Below are 15,524 nucleotides of genomic sequence, written 5' to 3' on the forward strand. Positions count from 1 at the left end.
TCCCCCCGGTGGCCCTTCCCGGTCGCCGCCGTGGTGCGCGCGGGGAGGTGCAACGCATGGCCGACCGAAGGCTCTGGTCCTACAAGGAGATCGCGGCGCACATCCGGGTGCAGCCGGACACCGTACGGTCCTACCGCAAGCACGGGCTGCTGCCCCCGCCCGACCACGTCGAGGGCGGCAAGCCCTACTGGTACGCCGACACCGTGCGCGCCTGGGTCGCCTCCCGTCCCGGCAACCGCGGCCGCAGAGAGGACTGACGCGCTCTCGCGGACACGGTGCCGGGCAGCGGGGAAGCCGGGGAGCGGTGGGGGCGCCGGGCTCTCAGCTCCAGGGCTCGATGACCGTGACGCCCGCGCCCGGCGCCGTGTCCATCGCCGCGAGCGCCGCCGGAGCCGCGTCGAGGGTGATCGTCCGGGTCACCAGGAGGTCCGGGCGCAGAACGCCGGCGCGGACCAGGTGCAGCATGCCGGGATAGGCGTGGGCGGCCATGCCGTGGCTGCCGAGGAGCTCCAGCTCCAGGGCTGTCGCGCGGGCCAGCGGGACCGGGGTGGTGCCGTCGGGCGAGGGCAGCAGGCCGACCTGGACGTGCCGGCCGCGGCGGCGCAGGCCGTTCACGGAGGCGGCGCAGGTGGCCGGCGAGCCGAGCGCGTCGAGGGAGAGGTGGGCGCCGCCGCCGGTCAGCTCCCGGACGGCGGCGGCCGGGTCGGACACGCCGGTCGCGTCCAGGCACTCGGCGGCGCCGAACGTCCGCGCCAGCTCCAGCGCCCGGGCAGACACGTCGACCGCGACCACCCGGGCCCCCGAGGCCGCCGCGATCATCACCGCCGACAGGCCGACCCCGCCGCAGCCGTGCACCGCGACCCACTCCCCCGCCGCCACCCGGCCCTGCTGCACCACGGCCCGGAACGCGGTGGCGAAGCGGCAGCCGAGGGCGGCGGCGGTGGCGTACCCCATGTCGTCCGGCAGCGCCACGAGATTGACGTCGGCGTGGTCGAGCGCGACGTACTCGGCGAAGGAGCCCCAGTGGCTGAACCCGGGCTGGGTCTGCCGCTCGCACACCTGCTGGTCGCCCGCCGCGCAGGACGGGCAGCCCCCGCAGGCGCAGACGAACGGCACGGTGACCCGGTCGCCGGGCCGCCAGCCGCTCACCCGGGCGCCCACCGCCTCGACCACGCCGGCGAGTTCGTGCCCCGGCACGTGCGGCAGCGCGATGTCCGGGTCGTGCCCCATCCAGCCGTGCCAGTCGCTGCGGCAGAGGCCGGTGGCCTCGACACGGACGACCACCCCGTGCTCCGCGGGCTCCGGGTCGGGTACGTCCCGCACCTCGGCCGGCTTTCCGTACTCCTCGAACACCACGGCTCGCATGCATGCTCCTTCCGGGAACCTGCGCGAAGGCTAGGACCTCCCCGTCTGGATCACGCCGGGCTCGCCCGATCCAGACGGAAGACCCTAGTTCTCGAGCCCGCCGGAGTGGGTCACCAGTTCCGGTTCGCCGTGGCCGGTGGCGCCGCTCCCCGCGCTCCTCGGGGGTGCCTCCCGCTCGCCCTCGCTCACGCCGAACCGGTCGTGGAAGCGCCGCAGCCACCCCGGCGCCCACCAGGTCGCCCTGCCCGTCAGCCGCATGATGGCCGGGACCAGGAGGCTGCGGACCACCATCGCGTCCATCAGGACCGCGAGCGCGATGCCGAGGCCGAGCATCTTGGTGTTGGTCACCCGGGAGGTGCCGATCGCCACCATCACCACGGCCAGGATGACCGCCGCCGCCGTGATCAGGCCACCCGTGCGCTGGAGGCCGAGGCGGACCGCTCGCTCGTGGTCGCCCGTGCGGTCGTACTCCTCCTTGATGCGCGAGAGCAGGAACACGCCGTAGTCCATGGAGAGGCCGAAGGCCACGCAGAACATCAGCACGGGCAGGGTGGTCTCGATGGAGCCGGGGCTGGTGAAGCCGAGCGGGCCGGACAGGTGGCCGTCCTGGAAGACCCAGACGACCGCACCGAACATCGCCGTCAGGCTGAGCGCGTTGAGCACCACGGCCTGGAGGGGTATCAGCACGCTGCCGGTGAGGAGGAAGACCAGCAGGAGCGTGACGACGGCGATGAACACGGCCGCCCAGGGCAGGCGCTCCGCTATCGCGTGCTTGGTGTCCACCAGGACGGCGGCGGTGCCGGTCACCTTGGTGGTGAAGGGGGCGTCCAGCGCGCGCAGGTCGCCGACCAGCCGCTGGGCCGCACCGTCCACGGCCTCGCCCGCGGGCTGCACCGTGAAGGAGGCGGTGTCGCCCCTGACCAGGGGGCCGTCGACGCGCATCACCTCGGGCAGGGCGGCCACGCGCTGCTTGTAGGCGGCGTACTGAGCGTCGGTGGCCCGGCCTTCGGCGAGGACTTCCAGGCCACCGCCGGGGCTGCCGGGGAAGTGCTCGCGCAGGTGCTGCTGCACCACGTGGGACTCAGCGGTCGAGGGCAGTTGCCGGTCGTCGGCCGTACCGAACCTGACCCCCAGGAACGGCAGTCCGAGCAGGACGAGCAGGGCGGTGGTGCCGAGGGCGAAGAGGGGGGCGCGGCGCATCACCAGGCCGGCCGTGCGCGCCCAGGCGGTGCCGCCCTCGGCCCGCTCCGGCGCGCGGCCACGGCGGAAGAGACGGCGCAGGTCCAGGGAGTTGACCCGGTGGCCGAGCAGGACGAGCGCGGCCGGGAGCAGGATCAGGGCGGCGGCCGCCGCGAGGAGCACCACCGCGATGCCGGCGTAGGCGAAGGACCGCAGGAAGTACTGCGGGAAGACCATCATGGCGGCCAGCGAGACCGCGACCGTCAGGGCGGAGAAGAGCACGGTGCGGCCGGCCGTGCGCAGGGCCGTGCCCACGGCGGTCAGCGGGTCGGCGCCGCCGGACAGTTCCTCGCGGTAGCGGCGGACGATGAACAGGGCGTAGTCGATGGCGAGGCCGAGGCCGAGGGCCGTGGTGAGGTTCAGCGCGAAGACGGAGACGTCGGTGAAGGCGGTCAGGCCGCGCAGCACCGCGTTCGTCCCGAGGATGGCGACGATGCCGATGCCCAGCGGGAGCAGGGCCGCGACCGCGCTGCCGAAGACCATGACCAGCAGCACCAGTGTGATCGGCAGGGCGATCAGCTCGGCGCGGGTGAGGTCCTCCTTGATGACCGTCTGCATCTCGTGCCGCACCGCGACGATGCCGCCGATCCTCACCTCGAACGGACCGTGCGTGCCCCGGTAGTGCGGGGCGATGCGGTCCAGGGTGCGGCCCATCGCGCTCTCGTCGCCGGTGACGCGGGCGGCGATCAGCGCCTCGTGGCCGTCCTCGGCGCGCAGGGCCGGGGCCTGCGCGGGCGGGGCCTGCCAGTAGGAGCCGACGCCGGTGACACCCGGCTCCCTGGCGAGCCGCGCGGTCAGGGCGCGGGCCTCGGCGGCCACCGCCGGGTCGTCCACCGAGGCGCGGCCCGCGTCGACCAGGAGCAGCAGGTTCGGCTCGGCGGCGGGGAACGCGCGTTCCAGCGCCTTGGTCGCGTAGGTCGACTCGGCGGCCGGGTCCTCCCAGCCGCCGCTGCCGAGGCGGTCCGCGACCCCGCCGCCGGCCAGCACGGCGAGCGCGGTGAGCACCAGGGCGACCAGGAGCGACAGGCGCGGCCGGGCGGTGACGAATCGGGTCCAGCCACCGGTCCGCGGTGGCTGGACCGCGGACCGCGGCGCCTTGTTGACATCGGTCATCGTGCGGTGTCCCCTTCACCGTGACCAGCGCTGACGCGTGCGAGCACGGCAGCATGGTCCAGCCATTGCCTAGACTGGCAAACACGAGAGATCGCTCGCGTTTCATCAGAATGCGAGCGACCACTCGCGTTTGTCAATCGCGTTCGGAGAGCTGGGGATAACGCGTGCCCGACACCACACCGAAGGACGGCGCCTCGCAGGCCGCGCGGAAGGGCGGCGCCCCGGGGGACGGCGCCCCGGACAAGGAGCAGGCGCCGCGCCGCCGACAGGCCCGCGGCGAACGCCGCATCGCCCAGCTGCTCGAAGCCGCCGCCCAGGTCTTCTGCACCACCGGCTACACCGCCGCCAGCACCAACGCCATCGCCCGCGCGGCGGGCGTCTCGCCCGGCACGCTCTACCAGTTCTTCCCGAACAAGGAAGCGATCGCGGTCGAGCTGGGCGACCGGCTGATGCACGAGATGCGGGAGGCGTACGGCGAGGCACTGGCCCCCGTCGACCCCGCCACACCACTGGAGGAGGCGATCGGCTCGGCCGTGGACCGGTTCATGGCGTTCAACACCGACCATCCGGTCTTCTTCGCGCTGATGCACGGGCCCGACATCCCGGGCCGGATGGCCGAGGCGCACGACCAGCTGCACACGACGGTGATCGGCCGGATCGAGGCGCTGCTCGGCTCGCTCATGCCCGGCGCCGCCCCGGCCGACGTCACCCGCACGGCCCGCGTCTGCCTCGGCGTCTACAAGACCGGCCTGGAACTGGTCCTGGCCCACGAGGGCGCCGAGCGCGCCGCGTACGTCCGGGAGACCAAGGACGTCCTGATCCGCTACCTGGAACCCCTGGTGGGCGACCGACTCGGCCGCACGTGATCCGGAACACCGGGAACCCGGGCGCGGGAGTCGCTGGAGTCATACCCCCTAGGGGTATAGTCTGAGAAGAGATGGGGCTCCCGCGGGCCTCCCCGGCCGCCGCGGACCCCATTGGCCCCACACGCCTCGACGAGGAGTAACGACATGACCGCTCAGACCGACACCACGGGCTCCGTCACCACCGTCTACAAGGTGACCGGCATGAGCTGCGGCCACTGCGAGGGCTCCGTGTCCGGCGAGATCTCCCAGCTCCCGGGCGTCAGCTCGGTGAAGGCCGTCGCGTCGACCGGCGAGGTGACCGTCGTCTCCGAGGCCCCGCTGGACGAGGAGGCCGTGCGCGCCGCCGTGGACGAAGCCGGTTTCGAGCTGGCCGGCCAGGCCTGAGGAAAACCCTCCCTTTCCCCGACCCGGGCCGTGCCGACCAGCTGATACTGGATCCGTACGGCCCGGTCCGATGTCTGGAGTCCGGACATGACCAGCACCACCGCAGAAACCGCTCGGACAGCCGCGGCCACGGGTGACGCCTCCGAGGTCGAGCTGCTCATCGGCGGTATGACCTGCGCCTCCTGCGCCGCCCGGGTGGAGAAGAAGCTCAACCGGATGGACGGCGTCAGCGCCACCGTCAACTTCGCCACCGAGAAGGCCAAGGTCGCCTTCTCCGGCGGCGTCCAGGTCGCCGACCTGATCGCCACCGTGGAGAAGACCGGCTACACCGCCGAGGAGCCGCCGCCGCCCCGGCCCGCGCCCGCGACGGAACCGGAAGCTCCCGCACCTGACGCGGAACTGGGCGCCCTGCGCCACCGTCTGCTCGTCTCCGCGCTGCTCGCCGCCCCCGTGGTCCTGCTCTCCATGGTCCCGGCGCTCCAGTTCGACAACTGGCAGTGGCTCTCGCTCACCCTCGCCGCGCCGGTCGTCGTCTGGGGCGGCGCCCCCTTCCACCGGGCCGCCTGGACCAACCTCCGGCACGGCGCCGCGACCATGGACACTCTCGTCTCGGTCGGCACGCTGGCCGCGTTCGGCTGGTCGCTGTGGGCGCTGTTCCTCGGCGACGCCGGCATGCCCGGCATGCACGACGAGTTCCGCCTCACCGTCTCCCGCATGGACGGCGCCTCCACGATCTACCTGGAGGTGGCCGCCGGAGTCGTCGCGCTGATCCTGCTCGGCCGCTATCTGGAGGCCCGCTCCAAGCGCCGCGCCGGCGCCGCCCTGAAGGCCCTGATGGAGCTGGGCGCCAAGGACGTGGCCGTGCTGCGCGAGGGCCGCGAGGTCCGGATACCGGTGTCGTCCCTGGCCGTCGGCGACCGGTTCGTCGTCCGCCCCGGCGAGAAGATCGCCACCGACGGCACGGTCGTGGAGGGCGTCTCCGCGGTGGACGCCTCGATGCTGACCGGCGAGTCGGTGCCGGTGGACGTCGGCCCCGGCGACCGGGTCACCGGCGCCACGGTCAACGCGGGCGGCCGGCTGGTCGTGCAGGCCACCCGGATCGGCGCGGACACCCAGCTCGCCCGGATGGCGAAACTGGTCGAGGACGCGCAGAACGGCAAGGCCGAGGTCCAGCGGCTCGCCGACCGGATCTCCGCCGTCTTCGTGCCCGTGGTCATCCTCATCGCGCTCGGCACCTTCGGCGCCTGGCTGGGCGTCACCGGCGACACCGTGGCCGCGTTCACCGCCGCCGTCGCCGTGCTGATCATCGCCTGCCCCTGCGCCCTCGGCCTGGCCACCCCGACCGCGCTGATGGTCGGCACCGGGCGCGGGGCCCAGCTCGGCATCCTCATCAAGGGTCCCGAGGTGCTGGAGTCCACCCGCCGCGTGGACACGGTCGTCCTGGACAAGACCGGCACGGTCACCACCGGCCGGATGAGCCTCCAGGCGGTGTACGTCGCCGAGGGCGAGGACGAGAAGGAGCTGCTGCGGCTCGCGGGCGCCCTGGAGCACGCCTCCGAGCACCCCGTGGCCCGTGCCGTCGCCGCGGGCGCCGAGGAACGCGCGGGAGCACTGCCGCCGGTCGACCACTTCGAGAACGTGCCCGGCCGGGGCGTGCGCGGGCGCGTGGACGGCCGTGAGGTGGCCGTGGGGCGCCTCTACGACGACCTCCCGCGGGACTTGGCCCGCGCGGCGCGGGAAGCCGAGCAGGAGGGTCGTACGGCCGTCGTGGCGGGCTGGGACGGGCGGGCCCGCGGGGTCCTTGCCGTCGCCGACGCGGTCAAGGAGACCAGCGCCGAGGCGATCCGCGAGCTGCGGGCGCTGGGGCTGACGCCGGTGCTGCTCACCGGGGACAACCGCACCGTCGCCGAGGCGGTCGCGCGCACGGTCGGCATCGACCCCGCGCACGTCCACGCCGAGGTGCTGCCCGAGGACAAGGTGGACGTCGTGCGACGGCTCCAGCGCGAGGGGCGGGCCGTGGCCATGGTGGGCGACGGCGTGAACGACGCGGCCGCGCTCGCCACGGCGGACCTGGGCCTGGCCATGGGCACCGGCACGGACGCGGCGATCGAGGCCGGCGACCTGACGCTGGTGCGCGGGGACCTGCGGGTGGCGGCGGACGCGATCCGGCTGTCGAGGCGGACGCTGGCCACCATCAAGGGGAACCTGGTGTGGGCCTTCGGCTACAACGTCGCCGCGCTGCCGCTGGCCGCCGCGGGGCTGCTCAACCCGATGATCGCGGGGGCGGCGATGGCCTTCTCCTCGGTGTTCGTGGTGACCAACAGCCTGCGGCTGCGGGCCTTCCGGTAGGGCGGCGGCAATTGCCGGGGCGGATGTCCCGGTCCCCCTGGAGTCCGGCGCGAGCCTCACATAAGCTCTTCACAAGGCTCGCGCATCATCCTTACGCTTGAGTCCCGATCGCCGTATCGGGGCTCTTGCGCACCTAAAGGACATATGCAAGAGACGCAGATCACAGTGATGCGAACGTAACCCTCGAAGGGGTTCGAGGGTCTAAGTTGGCGGTGTCAGACCAGCGTCTTGGGGGGCGCTGACTGGCATCTGGGGATGTCTTGGGGGACTTCCTCAGAGATGCGTTGCCGGGGCACGTACACCGGGAAGCTTTGAGCGGCCCTTCCGGCGTGCGTTGTCCCGGCAGATCGCACCGCATCACTGGAGCAGGCCGAGTTTTGCTCGTTCTGCTCACCGACAGCGATTCAGGCGCTGTCCTCTCCAAGCGCCCGGCCGGATCCCGTGGGGGGAATCCGCACCGGGACATGGGAAGGCGCCCTGGTCGTCGGCCCGTGGGGGGACCGGCGTCTCAGGGCGCCTTCCGCTTTCGCGTTGTTGCGACTTCACGCCGACGGCCTCTCGGCGAGCGCGGCCGGAGAGGCGCGGGCAACCGCGCTGCCGGCCCGCCGACCGGCCCGCAGTCGCCCACGCCCTTCAGCGGCACGCTGTCGGGCGCACACCGGCCAAGAACACTGCTCCGGTGTGGGGCCCCGGCGAACGCGGCCCCCTCACCGGAAGGTGTCAGCGCTCCTCGACCGGAACGAAGTCGCGCTCCACCACGCCCGTGTAGATCTGGCGCGGGCGGCCGATGCGGGAGCCCGGCTCCTTGATCATCTCGGTCCACTGGGCGATCCAGCCCGGCAGCCGGCCGAGGGCGAACAGGACCGTGAACATCTCGGTCGGGAAGCCCATGGCGCGGTAGATCAGACCGGTGTAGAAGTCCACGTTCGGGTACAGCTTGCGCTCGACGAAGTAGTCGTCGGACAGCGCGTGCTCCTCCAGCTTGAGGGCGATGTCGAGGAGCTCGTCCTCCTTGCCCAGCGCGGAGAGCACGTCGTGCGCGGCGGCCTTGATGATCTTGGCGCGCGGGTCGAAGTTCTTGTAGACCCGGTGGCCGAAGCCCATCAGGCGGACGCCGTCCTCCTTGTTCTTCACCTTGCGGATGAAGGTGTCGACATCGGAGCCCGAGTCGCGGATGCCCTCCAGCATCTCCAGCACGGACTGGTTGGCACCGCCGTGCAGCGGGCCCCACAGGGCGCTGATGCCGGCCGAGATCGACGCGAACATGTTGGCCTGCGAGGAGCCGACCAGACGGACCGTGGAGGTCGAACAGTTCTGCTCGTGGTCGGCGTGCAGGATCAGCAGCTTGTCCAGCGCGGCGACGACGACCGGGTCCAGCTCGAACTCCTGCGCCGGCACCGAGAAGGTCATGCGCAGGAAGTTCTCGACGTAACCGAGGTCGTTGCGCGGGTAGACGAACGGGTGGCCGATCGACTTCTTGTACGCGTAGGCCGCGATCGTCGGGAGCTTGGCGAGCAGCCGGATCGTGGAGAGGTCGCGCTGCTTCTCGTCGAACGGGTTGTGGCTGTCCTGGTAGAACGTGGACAGCGCCGAGACGACCGAGGACAGCATGGCCATCGGGTGCGCGTCGCGCGGGAAGCCCCTGTAGAAGTTCTTGACGTCCTCGTGCAGCAGCGTGTGCCGCGTGATGTCGTTCTGGAACGCCGTCAGCTGGTCGACGGTGGGCAGCTCGCCGTTGATCAGCAGGTACGCCACCTCAAGGAAGGTGGAGCGCTCGGCCAGCTGCTCGATGGGGTAGCCGCGGTAGCGGAGGATGCCCGCCTCGCCGTCGAGGTAGGTGATCGCGGATTTGTAGGCGGCGGTGTTGCCGTAGCCGCTGTCCAGAGTCACCAGACCGGTCTGGGCGCGGAGCTTCCCGATGTCGAAGCCCTTGTCACCGACGGTGCTGTCGACCACCGGGTAGGTGTACTCGCCGTCGCCGTACCGCAGTACTACAGAGTTGTCGCTCACGTCTTCCCTCACCGACGTAGTGCCTCATCTTCGAGGTGCCCTGACTGTCTCTACCATCCCCCATTTGGCTCAGGAGAGTGCACTCGGGGTCGACCATTGGGCCTATTGGCGGCACTCAGTGCCGTCAACCTGCTCATCCTGCCCCCTCGGAGGGGTTACCGGAAGTGCTCTGTGACCTTCACGACTCGTTTGATCGATCATTTTCGCCGCGGGGCCGGATTCCGTGCCGCCACCGTGACTTCGGGGCCACCGCCCGTGACTTCAGGACCCGCTGCCGAGGCGCCGGGACCCCAGTCTGAAGTCCAGGGCCGTGCAGCGCCGCCCGGCCGACACCGTGCGCACCGCCTGCCCGATCGCCTTGCGCGAACCGACGAGAACGACCAGCTGACGGGCCCGGGTGACCGCCGTGTAGAGCAGGTTCCGCTGGAGCATCATCCATGCTCCCGTGGTGACGGGAATCACGACGGCGGGATATTCACTGCCCTGCGAGCGGTGGATGGTCACCGCGTAGGCGTGGGCCAGTTCGTCCAGTTCGTCGAATTCGTACGGAACCTCCTCATCCTCGTCCGTCAGCACGGTCAGGCGTTGGTCGACCGGGTCGAGTGAGGTGACGACACCCACGGTGCCGTTGAATACGCCGTTTTTCCCTTTCTCGTAATTGTTACGAATCTGGGTGACCTTGTCGCCGACACGGAAGACCCGGCCACCGAACCGCTTCTCCTGCAGATCGGGCCGCCCCGGGGTGATGGCCTGCTGGAGCAGCCCGTTGAGCGTGCCCGCGCCGGCCGGCCCCCGGTGCATCGGCGCGAGCACCTGCACGTCCCGGCGCGGGTCCAGCCCGAACTTGGCCGGGATCCGCCGCGCGGCCACGTCCACGGTGAGCCGGCCGGCGGCCTCCGTGTCGTCCTCCACGAACAGGAAGAAGTCCTTCAGCCCGTCGGTGAGCGGATGCTGCCCGGCGTTGATGCGGTGGGCGTTGGTGACGACACCTGACTGCTGGGCCTGCCGGAAGACCCGGGTGAGCCGGACGGCCGGGACGGGGCTGCCGTCGGCCAGCAGATCGCGCAGGACCTCCCCCGCGCCCACGCTGGGCAGCTGGTCCACGTCCCCCACGAAGAGCAGATGGGCCCCCGGCGGTACGGCCTTCACGAGCTTGTTGGCGAGCAGCAGGTCCAGCATGGAGGCCTCGTCCACGACCACCAGGTCGGCGTCGAGGGGCCGGTCCCGGTCGTAGGCGGCGTCCCCTCCGGGCTTCAGCTCCAGCAGCCGGTGCACGGTGGAGGCCTCGGCTCCGGTCAGCTCGGCCAGCCGCTTGGCGGCCCGGCCGGTCGGGGCGGCGAGCAGCACCTTGGCACGCCGGGCCCGGGCCAGCTCCACGATCGAGCGCACGGTGAACGACTTGCCGCAGCCGGGGCCGCCGGTGAGGACGGCGACCTTCTCGGTCAGCGCGAGCTTCACGGCCGCCTCCTGCTCGGGCGCGAGGTCGGCGCCGGTGCGGGATCCCAGCCATCCGAGCGCCTTGCCCCAGTCGACGTCCCGGAACCCGGGCATCCGGTCCTCGTCCGTGCGCAGGAGCCGCAGCAGCTGGGCGGAGAGGGAGAGTTCGGCGCGGTGGAAGGGGACGAGGTACACGGCGCTGACGGGCTCGTCGCCGCCTCCGTCGGGTCCGGGCACCTTCTCCCGGACGACCCCCGGGTCGCCTCCGTCCTCCGGTACCCGGCCCAGCTCGCCCAGGCACTCGATGACCAGCCCGGTGTCCACCTGGAGCAGCTTCACGGCATCGGCGATCAGCCGCTCCTCCGGCAGGAAGCAGTGCCCCTGGTCGGCGGACTGCGACAGGGCGTACTGCAGGCCGGCCTTCACGCGCTCGGGACTGTCGTGCGGGATCCCGACCGACTGGGCGATCTTGTCGGCGGTGAGGAAGCCGATGCCCCAGACGTCGGCGGCGAGCTGGTAGGGGCGTTCCCTGACGACGGAGATCGACTCGTCGCCGTACTTCTTGTAGATCCGCACGGCGATGGAGGTGGACACCTCGACGGTCTGGAGGAACAGCATGACCTCCTTGATCGCCTTCTGTTCCTCCCAAGCGTCGGCGATCTTCTTGGTGCGTTTGGGGCCGAGGCCGGGGACCTCGACGAGGCGCTTGGGCTCCTCCTCGATGATCCTGAGCGTGTCGACGCCGAAGTGCTGGGTGATGCGGTCGGCGAAGACCGGCCCGATGCCCTTGACCAGCCCGGACCCCAGATAGCGCCGGATGCCCTGGACGGTGGCCGGCAGTACGGTCGTGTAGTTCTCGACATGGAACTGCTTGCCGTACTGCGGGTGCGACCCCCAGCGGCCCTCCATCCGCAGCGACTCACCGACCTGGGCACCGAGGAGCGCGCCGACCACGGTGAGGAGGTCCCCGGCACCTCTGCCCGTGTCGACCCGGGCGACCGTGTACCCGTTCTCCTCGTTGGCGTACGTGATCCGCTCCAGCACGCCTTCGACCACGGCAAGACGCCGTTCACCGGTCTGGGTCCCCGCCTGTTGAGCCATGATCCGACGGTACCGCTGGGGTCTGACAGCGGCCCAATGGCCTATAGCTGCTCCCGTGGTGGGGAGCGAGCGCCGGAGGCAGTGTGCCCGGCGGATGCGGTGTGCCATGGGGGCTTCGACCCGACCGTTGCCGGGAGCGTGGCGCGGGCCGGGTGCAGGGCCGGGTGCCGGGCCGGCGGGAGATGCGGCCCGCGAGCGTGAAGGGTGACGTGGGCTTCCGCGTCCTCCATCCCCGCGGGGGCCGCTCCGTCCCGACGGGGGCTGATCGCGGGTCTTCACCGCGGTCAGAGGGGGTTGAGGCGGGCCTTGAGCAGGCAGAACTCGTTGCCCTCGGGGTCGGCGAGAACGTGCCAGGACTCGTCGCCGGTCTGGCCGATGTCCACCGGGCGCGCCCCGAGCTCCAAGAGGCGTTCCAGCTCGGCGTCCTGATCGCGGTCCGTGGCGTTGACGTCGATGTGCAGCCGCGACTTCCCCGGCTCCGGCTCGTCCCTGCGGCTGAGGAAGAGCGTCGGCTGCGCGCCGCCGAAGCCTTCCCGTGGGCCGATCTCGATGCTGCCGTCCTCTTCGCGTCCGAGCACCACGAAGTCCAGGACCTCGCACCAGAACCGTGCCAGCACCTCGGGTTCGCGGCAACCGAGCACGAGTTCACCGATACGACATGCCATGCGCGGAACCTGCTCTCAGCGTGGGTCGGCCGTTAGGGCCGCGCGGAGCGGGTGGCCTCCACGCGGTGGGAACACGCCCGAGACCGTACCGGGCGGGGCGAGCGGGTGCGAAGGGGTTTTGGTGCTGGGGAGTGGAGGTGGGGCGGGTGGGGGGCGCTTGCGGGGCGTCTCCGCGCCCGACGCCGTGAGCGGACGGGTGAACGTCTGTGTGGCTTCGACCGGTTGGATGCCTGGGGGCAGCGAGCCGTGCGCGCGGTGAAGGCCACGGAGCTGTTCACCGGGGGTGAGCAGGCAGCCGTTGGGCCACTCGCTTCTGGGTCGGTGTCGGGTTTCCGCTGTCCGCGTCGAGGGCGCTCCGCGCTGCCGATGGGCCTCCGGCCCACCCTTGACCCGGCCCGCTCCGGCCCACGTCAAAAGCGAGCGAGCGGCCCGGAACAGCGGTGGCCCCCGCCGGTACCGGGCCCTCGGGTCGACTGGGGCAAGCCGTCGGCTTGGGCACGCGGTCACGTCTCGCCGGCACGCGGGGTGGGCTTGGCGGCTGACGGCCGGTGAGGGGTTCGCCGTCGCGCCTTGCCCGCACGCCGGGTGGGATCGGCGGCTGGCGGCCGGTCGACGCGCCTTGCCTGCACGCGGGGTAGCGTCGGCGACTGACGGCCGGTGAGGGGTGCGCCGCCGCGCCTCGCCTGCACGCGGGGTGGGCTTGGCGGCTGGCGGCCGGTGAGGGGTGCGCCGACGCGCCTTGCCTGCGCGCCGGGTGGGCTTGGCGGCGAACGCTGGGTGGGAGGGGCGCGGCCACGTCTTGCCCGCTCGCCGGGTGGGTTCAGCGGCATGTGGCCGGTGGGTAGTGGGGTGCGCCGCCGCGCCTCGCCTGCACGCCGGGCCGTCCTGGCGGCTGACGGCCGGTGAGGGGTGCGCCGACGCGCCTTGCCTGCGCGCCGGGTGGCGTCGGCGGCTGGCGGCCGGTGAGGGGTGCGCCGACGCGCCTTGCCTGCACGCCGGGTGGGCTTGGCGGCGAACGCTGGGTGGGAGGGGCGCGGCCACGTCTTGCCCGCTCGCCGGATGGGTTCAGCAGCATGTGGCCGGTGGGTAGTGGGGTGCGCCGCCACGCATCGCCTGCACGCCGGGCCGTCCCGGCGGCTGACGGCCGGTGGAGGTACGCCGCCGCGCCTTGCGTGCACGCCGGGTGGGCGAATCCGCGACCGCTGGGCGGGAGGCACGCGGTCACGTCTCGCCAGCACGCCGGGAGGCTTGGCGGCTGACGGCCGGTAGCGCGGCCCCGTCGCCCCTCGCCTGGACACCGGGCCGGACCGGCGGCGGGCAGTGAGTGGGGCGCGGTCGCACCCCGCCAGCAGGCCGGTTCGACGGCTGATCGCGCCGGTGAGGGGTGCGCCGTGGCCCCTCGCCAGCAAGTGGGGTGGGCTAATCGGCGACCGCTGGGTGGCAGGGGCGCGGTCGCGTCTCGTCAACTCGCCGGGAGGCCTGGCGGCTGGCGGCTGGCGGCTGGCGGCTGGCGGCCGATGCGGGTCCGCCATCGCGTCTTGCTTGCACACCGGGTGGGCTAGGCGTCGCCGTCGGGCGGGTGGTGCGCGGCCCCACCTCGCCCGCATGCCGGGCCGGCCTGGCGGCTGACGGCCGGTAGCGCGGCCCCGTCGCCCCTCGCCTGGACGCCGGGCCGGTCCGGCGGCTGACCGCCGGTGAGGGGTGCGCCGTCGCTCCTCGCCAGCATGCCGGGTGGGCTTGGCGGCGAACGCTGGTTGGGAGGGGCGCGGTCGCGCCCCGCCTGGGCGCGGGGCCGGTCCGGCGGCTATCGGTCGGCGGGTGGGGCCGCGCGGGCGCGTCTTGCTCGCATGCCGGGTCGGTCTGGCGGCTGACGGCCGGTGGGGGCCGCGGAGCCGTCTCGCCCGCGTGCCGGGTGGGGGCGGCGGCCTGCGGGCGGGGGCGGGGGCGGCGGGGGGATTGGCGGATGCGGGCCGGGGGTGTGGGGGGAAGGCCCAGGTGGGGGGGGTTCTCAGGTGGAACGGATTTGCCTGCCGCCGAGGCGAGGCGAGAGTGGCGGCGCCTTTGCTCAGCGGCGGTGGCGGGGCTTGTCCTGGCGTGGGGGGAGCGTCAGCGTGATTTGGCGGACCAGTTGCTGGAAGCAGGCCAGGGACGCGCACGCGGGGAGGGCCGCGCCGGCGATTCCCGTGATCGTTCGGTCGGCCTGGGCCACGCACAGCATCATCGCCACGGACGAGAACAGCAGGACGATGAACCACGAATGCAGGGCTCGGCGCTGGTGCAAGGCGCTGCGCAGGATGGAGAGGGAGGCCACCATCCAGGGGCCGTACACGAGAATGGGCCACCAGGCGATCATCTCGCCGTTCGTGCCCGACGTGATGTTGCGCAGTGGCCCGTAGGCCGCCATACCGCCGAATACGCTGACCATCGCCACGATCACGGAAACGAATGCGGCGATCACGAAGCTACTGGTCTGCATCCATTTGATGTGGATTTTACGGACCCGGCTCTTGCGGTGTCCGGCCCCGGCGGAGGGGCGTCGGACGGGCGGCAGTTGCGCGGTGATCCGGGCCAGGCTCTCCATCGGGTCGGCGTAGTCGGCGTAGTCGGCAGGGGGTGACGGCTCGTGGCGCGGGGGCGGGACCACGGCCGGCTGTTCGGCCGGGATGGCCTCCTGCAAGAGGTAGGCGAGCTCTTCGGCCGGGTCCCAGCCCGAGTCGGGGGGCACCAGGAGCGCCTCTGCGTCGAGGGCGTCGACGGGGCTGCCGTGCCAGACGGTGCCCACCGTGTAAGGGGGTGTGTCCGCATACCGTTCACGCCGGGCGAAGGAGGAACCCGCATAGTCGTGATTCATGAAGATCCGCCCCCGTCACACGCGATCCGCGCGACAGTCAGAGTTTGCCTGGTCGGTCCACCGTTGATTAAGTTCCTCCTGCACCGCTTCCAATAGCGTGAGGAACTCGCGGAGCAGCGATTCGGTGGCCTGGGGTTCGACGCG

Annotated in this window: 10 protein-coding genes; 4 read left to right on the top strand and 6 right to left on the bottom strand. The window is 72.2% G+C overall.

The window, feature by feature from the left end; genetic code table 11:
- Positions 1–56: 56 nt before the first annotated feature.
- On the top strand, positions 57–257 hold the full coding sequence (locus ACZ5DC_RS08995; RefSeq protein ID WP_103810279.1) for a helix-turn-helix transcriptional regulator: 201 nt from the start codon (positions 57–59) through the stop codon (positions 255–257).
- A 64-nt stretch (positions 258–321) separates the two neighbouring features.
- Here the strand turns inward: ACZ5DC_RS08995 and ACZ5DC_RS09000 are convergent, their stop codons facing one another.
- Entirely contained in the window at positions 322–1,365 is a 1,044-nt protein-coding gene (locus ACZ5DC_RS09000) for a zinc-dependent alcohol dehydrogenase family protein (protein WP_468650840.1), read from the bottom strand.
- A gap of 84 nt (positions 1,366–1,449) precedes the next feature.
- Positions 1,450–3,717, bottom strand: coding sequence for an MMPL family transporter (locus ACZ5DC_RS09005; RefSeq protein WP_468650842.1), 2,268 nt, complete (start codon positions 3,715–3,717; stop codon positions 1,450–1,452).
- A gap of 287 nt (positions 3,718–4,004) precedes the next feature.
- Here ACZ5DC_RS09005 and ACZ5DC_RS09010 point away from each other — a divergent pair, with 287 nt between their 5' ends.
- The 3 genes from ACZ5DC_RS09010 (at position 4,005) to ACZ5DC_RS09020 (ending at position 7,316) form a co-directional block, all read left to right on the top strand.
- Positions 4,005–4,583, top strand: a complete 579-nt coding sequence (locus ACZ5DC_RS09010; RefSeq protein ID WP_468651287.1) for a TetR/AcrR family transcriptional regulator — start codon at positions 4,005–4,007, stop codon at positions 4,581–4,583.
- A gap of 144 nt (positions 4,584–4,727) precedes the next feature.
- Positions 4,728–4,967, top strand: coding sequence for a heavy-metal-associated domain-containing protein (locus tag ACZ5DC_RS09015; protein WP_468650844.1), 240 nt, complete (start codon positions 4,728–4,730; stop codon positions 4,965–4,967).
- An 87-nt stretch (positions 4,968–5,054) separates the two neighbouring features.
- Positions 5,055–7,316 (top strand): heavy metal translocating P-type ATPase, encoded by a 2,262-nt coding sequence (locus ACZ5DC_RS09020; RefSeq protein ID WP_468650846.1) that lies wholly within the window; start codon positions 5,055–5,057, stop codon positions 7,314–7,316.
- A gap of 720 nt (positions 7,317–8,036) precedes the next feature.
- On the opposite strand, the gene ACZ5DC_RS09025 is transcribed toward ACZ5DC_RS09020, so the two are convergent.
- From ACZ5DC_RS09025 to ACZ5DC_RS09040, 4 genes are all read right to left on the bottom strand, one after another.
- Positions 8,037–9,326: a citrate synthase gene (locus tag ACZ5DC_RS09025; protein WP_041665198.1), complete on the bottom strand. Its 1,290-nt coding sequence runs from the start codon at positions 9,324–9,326 to the stop codon at positions 8,037–8,039.
- 261 nt (positions 9,327–9,587) lie between these two features.
- A complete protein-coding gene (gene recD2, locus ACZ5DC_RS09030) occupies positions 9,588–11,864 on the bottom strand; it encodes an SF1B family DNA helicase RecD2 (RefSeq protein ID WP_468650848.1) in 2,277 nt (758 codons plus the stop codon).
- Between the two features lie 284 nt (positions 11,865–12,148).
- A complete protein-coding gene (locus ACZ5DC_RS09035) occupies positions 12,149–12,529 on the bottom strand; it encodes a VOC family protein (RefSeq protein WP_468650850.1) in 381 nt (126 codons plus the stop codon).
- Positions 12,530–14,594: 2,065 nt separating this feature from the next.
- Complete coding sequence (locus ACZ5DC_RS09040) at positions 14,595–15,311, bottom strand: DUF2637 domain-containing protein (RefSeq protein ID WP_468650852.1); 717 nt, start codon at positions 15,309–15,311, stop codon at positions 14,595–14,597.
- Between the last annotated feature and the right edge of the window lie 213 nt (positions 15,312–15,524).

The organism is Streptomyces sp. NPDC031445 (assembly GCF_055581365.1).

What these genes read in the sequence shown, in the direction of transcription:
- ACZ5DC_RS08995 (WP_103810279.1), top strand. Translation starts at nt 57, where the DNA reads ATGGCCGACCGAAGGCTCTGGTCCTACAAGGAGATCGCGGCGCACATC.
- ACZ5DC_RS09000 (WP_468650840.1), bottom strand. Translation starts at nt 1,365, where the DNA reads ATGCGAGCCGTGGTGTTCGAGGAGTACGGAAAGCCGGCCGAGGTGCGG.
- ACZ5DC_RS09005 (WP_468650842.1), bottom strand. Translation starts at nt 3,717, where the DNA reads ATGACCGATGTCAACAAGGCGCCGCGGTCCGCGGTCCAGCCACCGCGG.
- ACZ5DC_RS09015 (WP_468650844.1), top strand. Translation starts at nt 4,728, where the DNA reads ATGACCGCTCAGACCGACACCACGGGCTCCGTCACCACCGTCTACAAG.
- ACZ5DC_RS09020 (WP_468650846.1), top strand. Translation starts at nt 5,055, where the DNA reads ATGACCAGCACCACCGCAGAAACCGCTCGGACAGCCGCGGCCACGGGT.
- recD2 (WP_468650848.1), bottom strand. Translation starts at nt 11,864, where the DNA reads ATGGCTCAACAGGCGGGGACCCAGACCGGTGAACGGCGTCTTGCCGTG.
- ACZ5DC_RS09035 (WP_468650850.1), bottom strand. Translation starts at nt 12,529, where the DNA reads ATGGCATGTCGTATCGGTGAACTCGTGCTCGGTTGCCGCGAACCCGAG.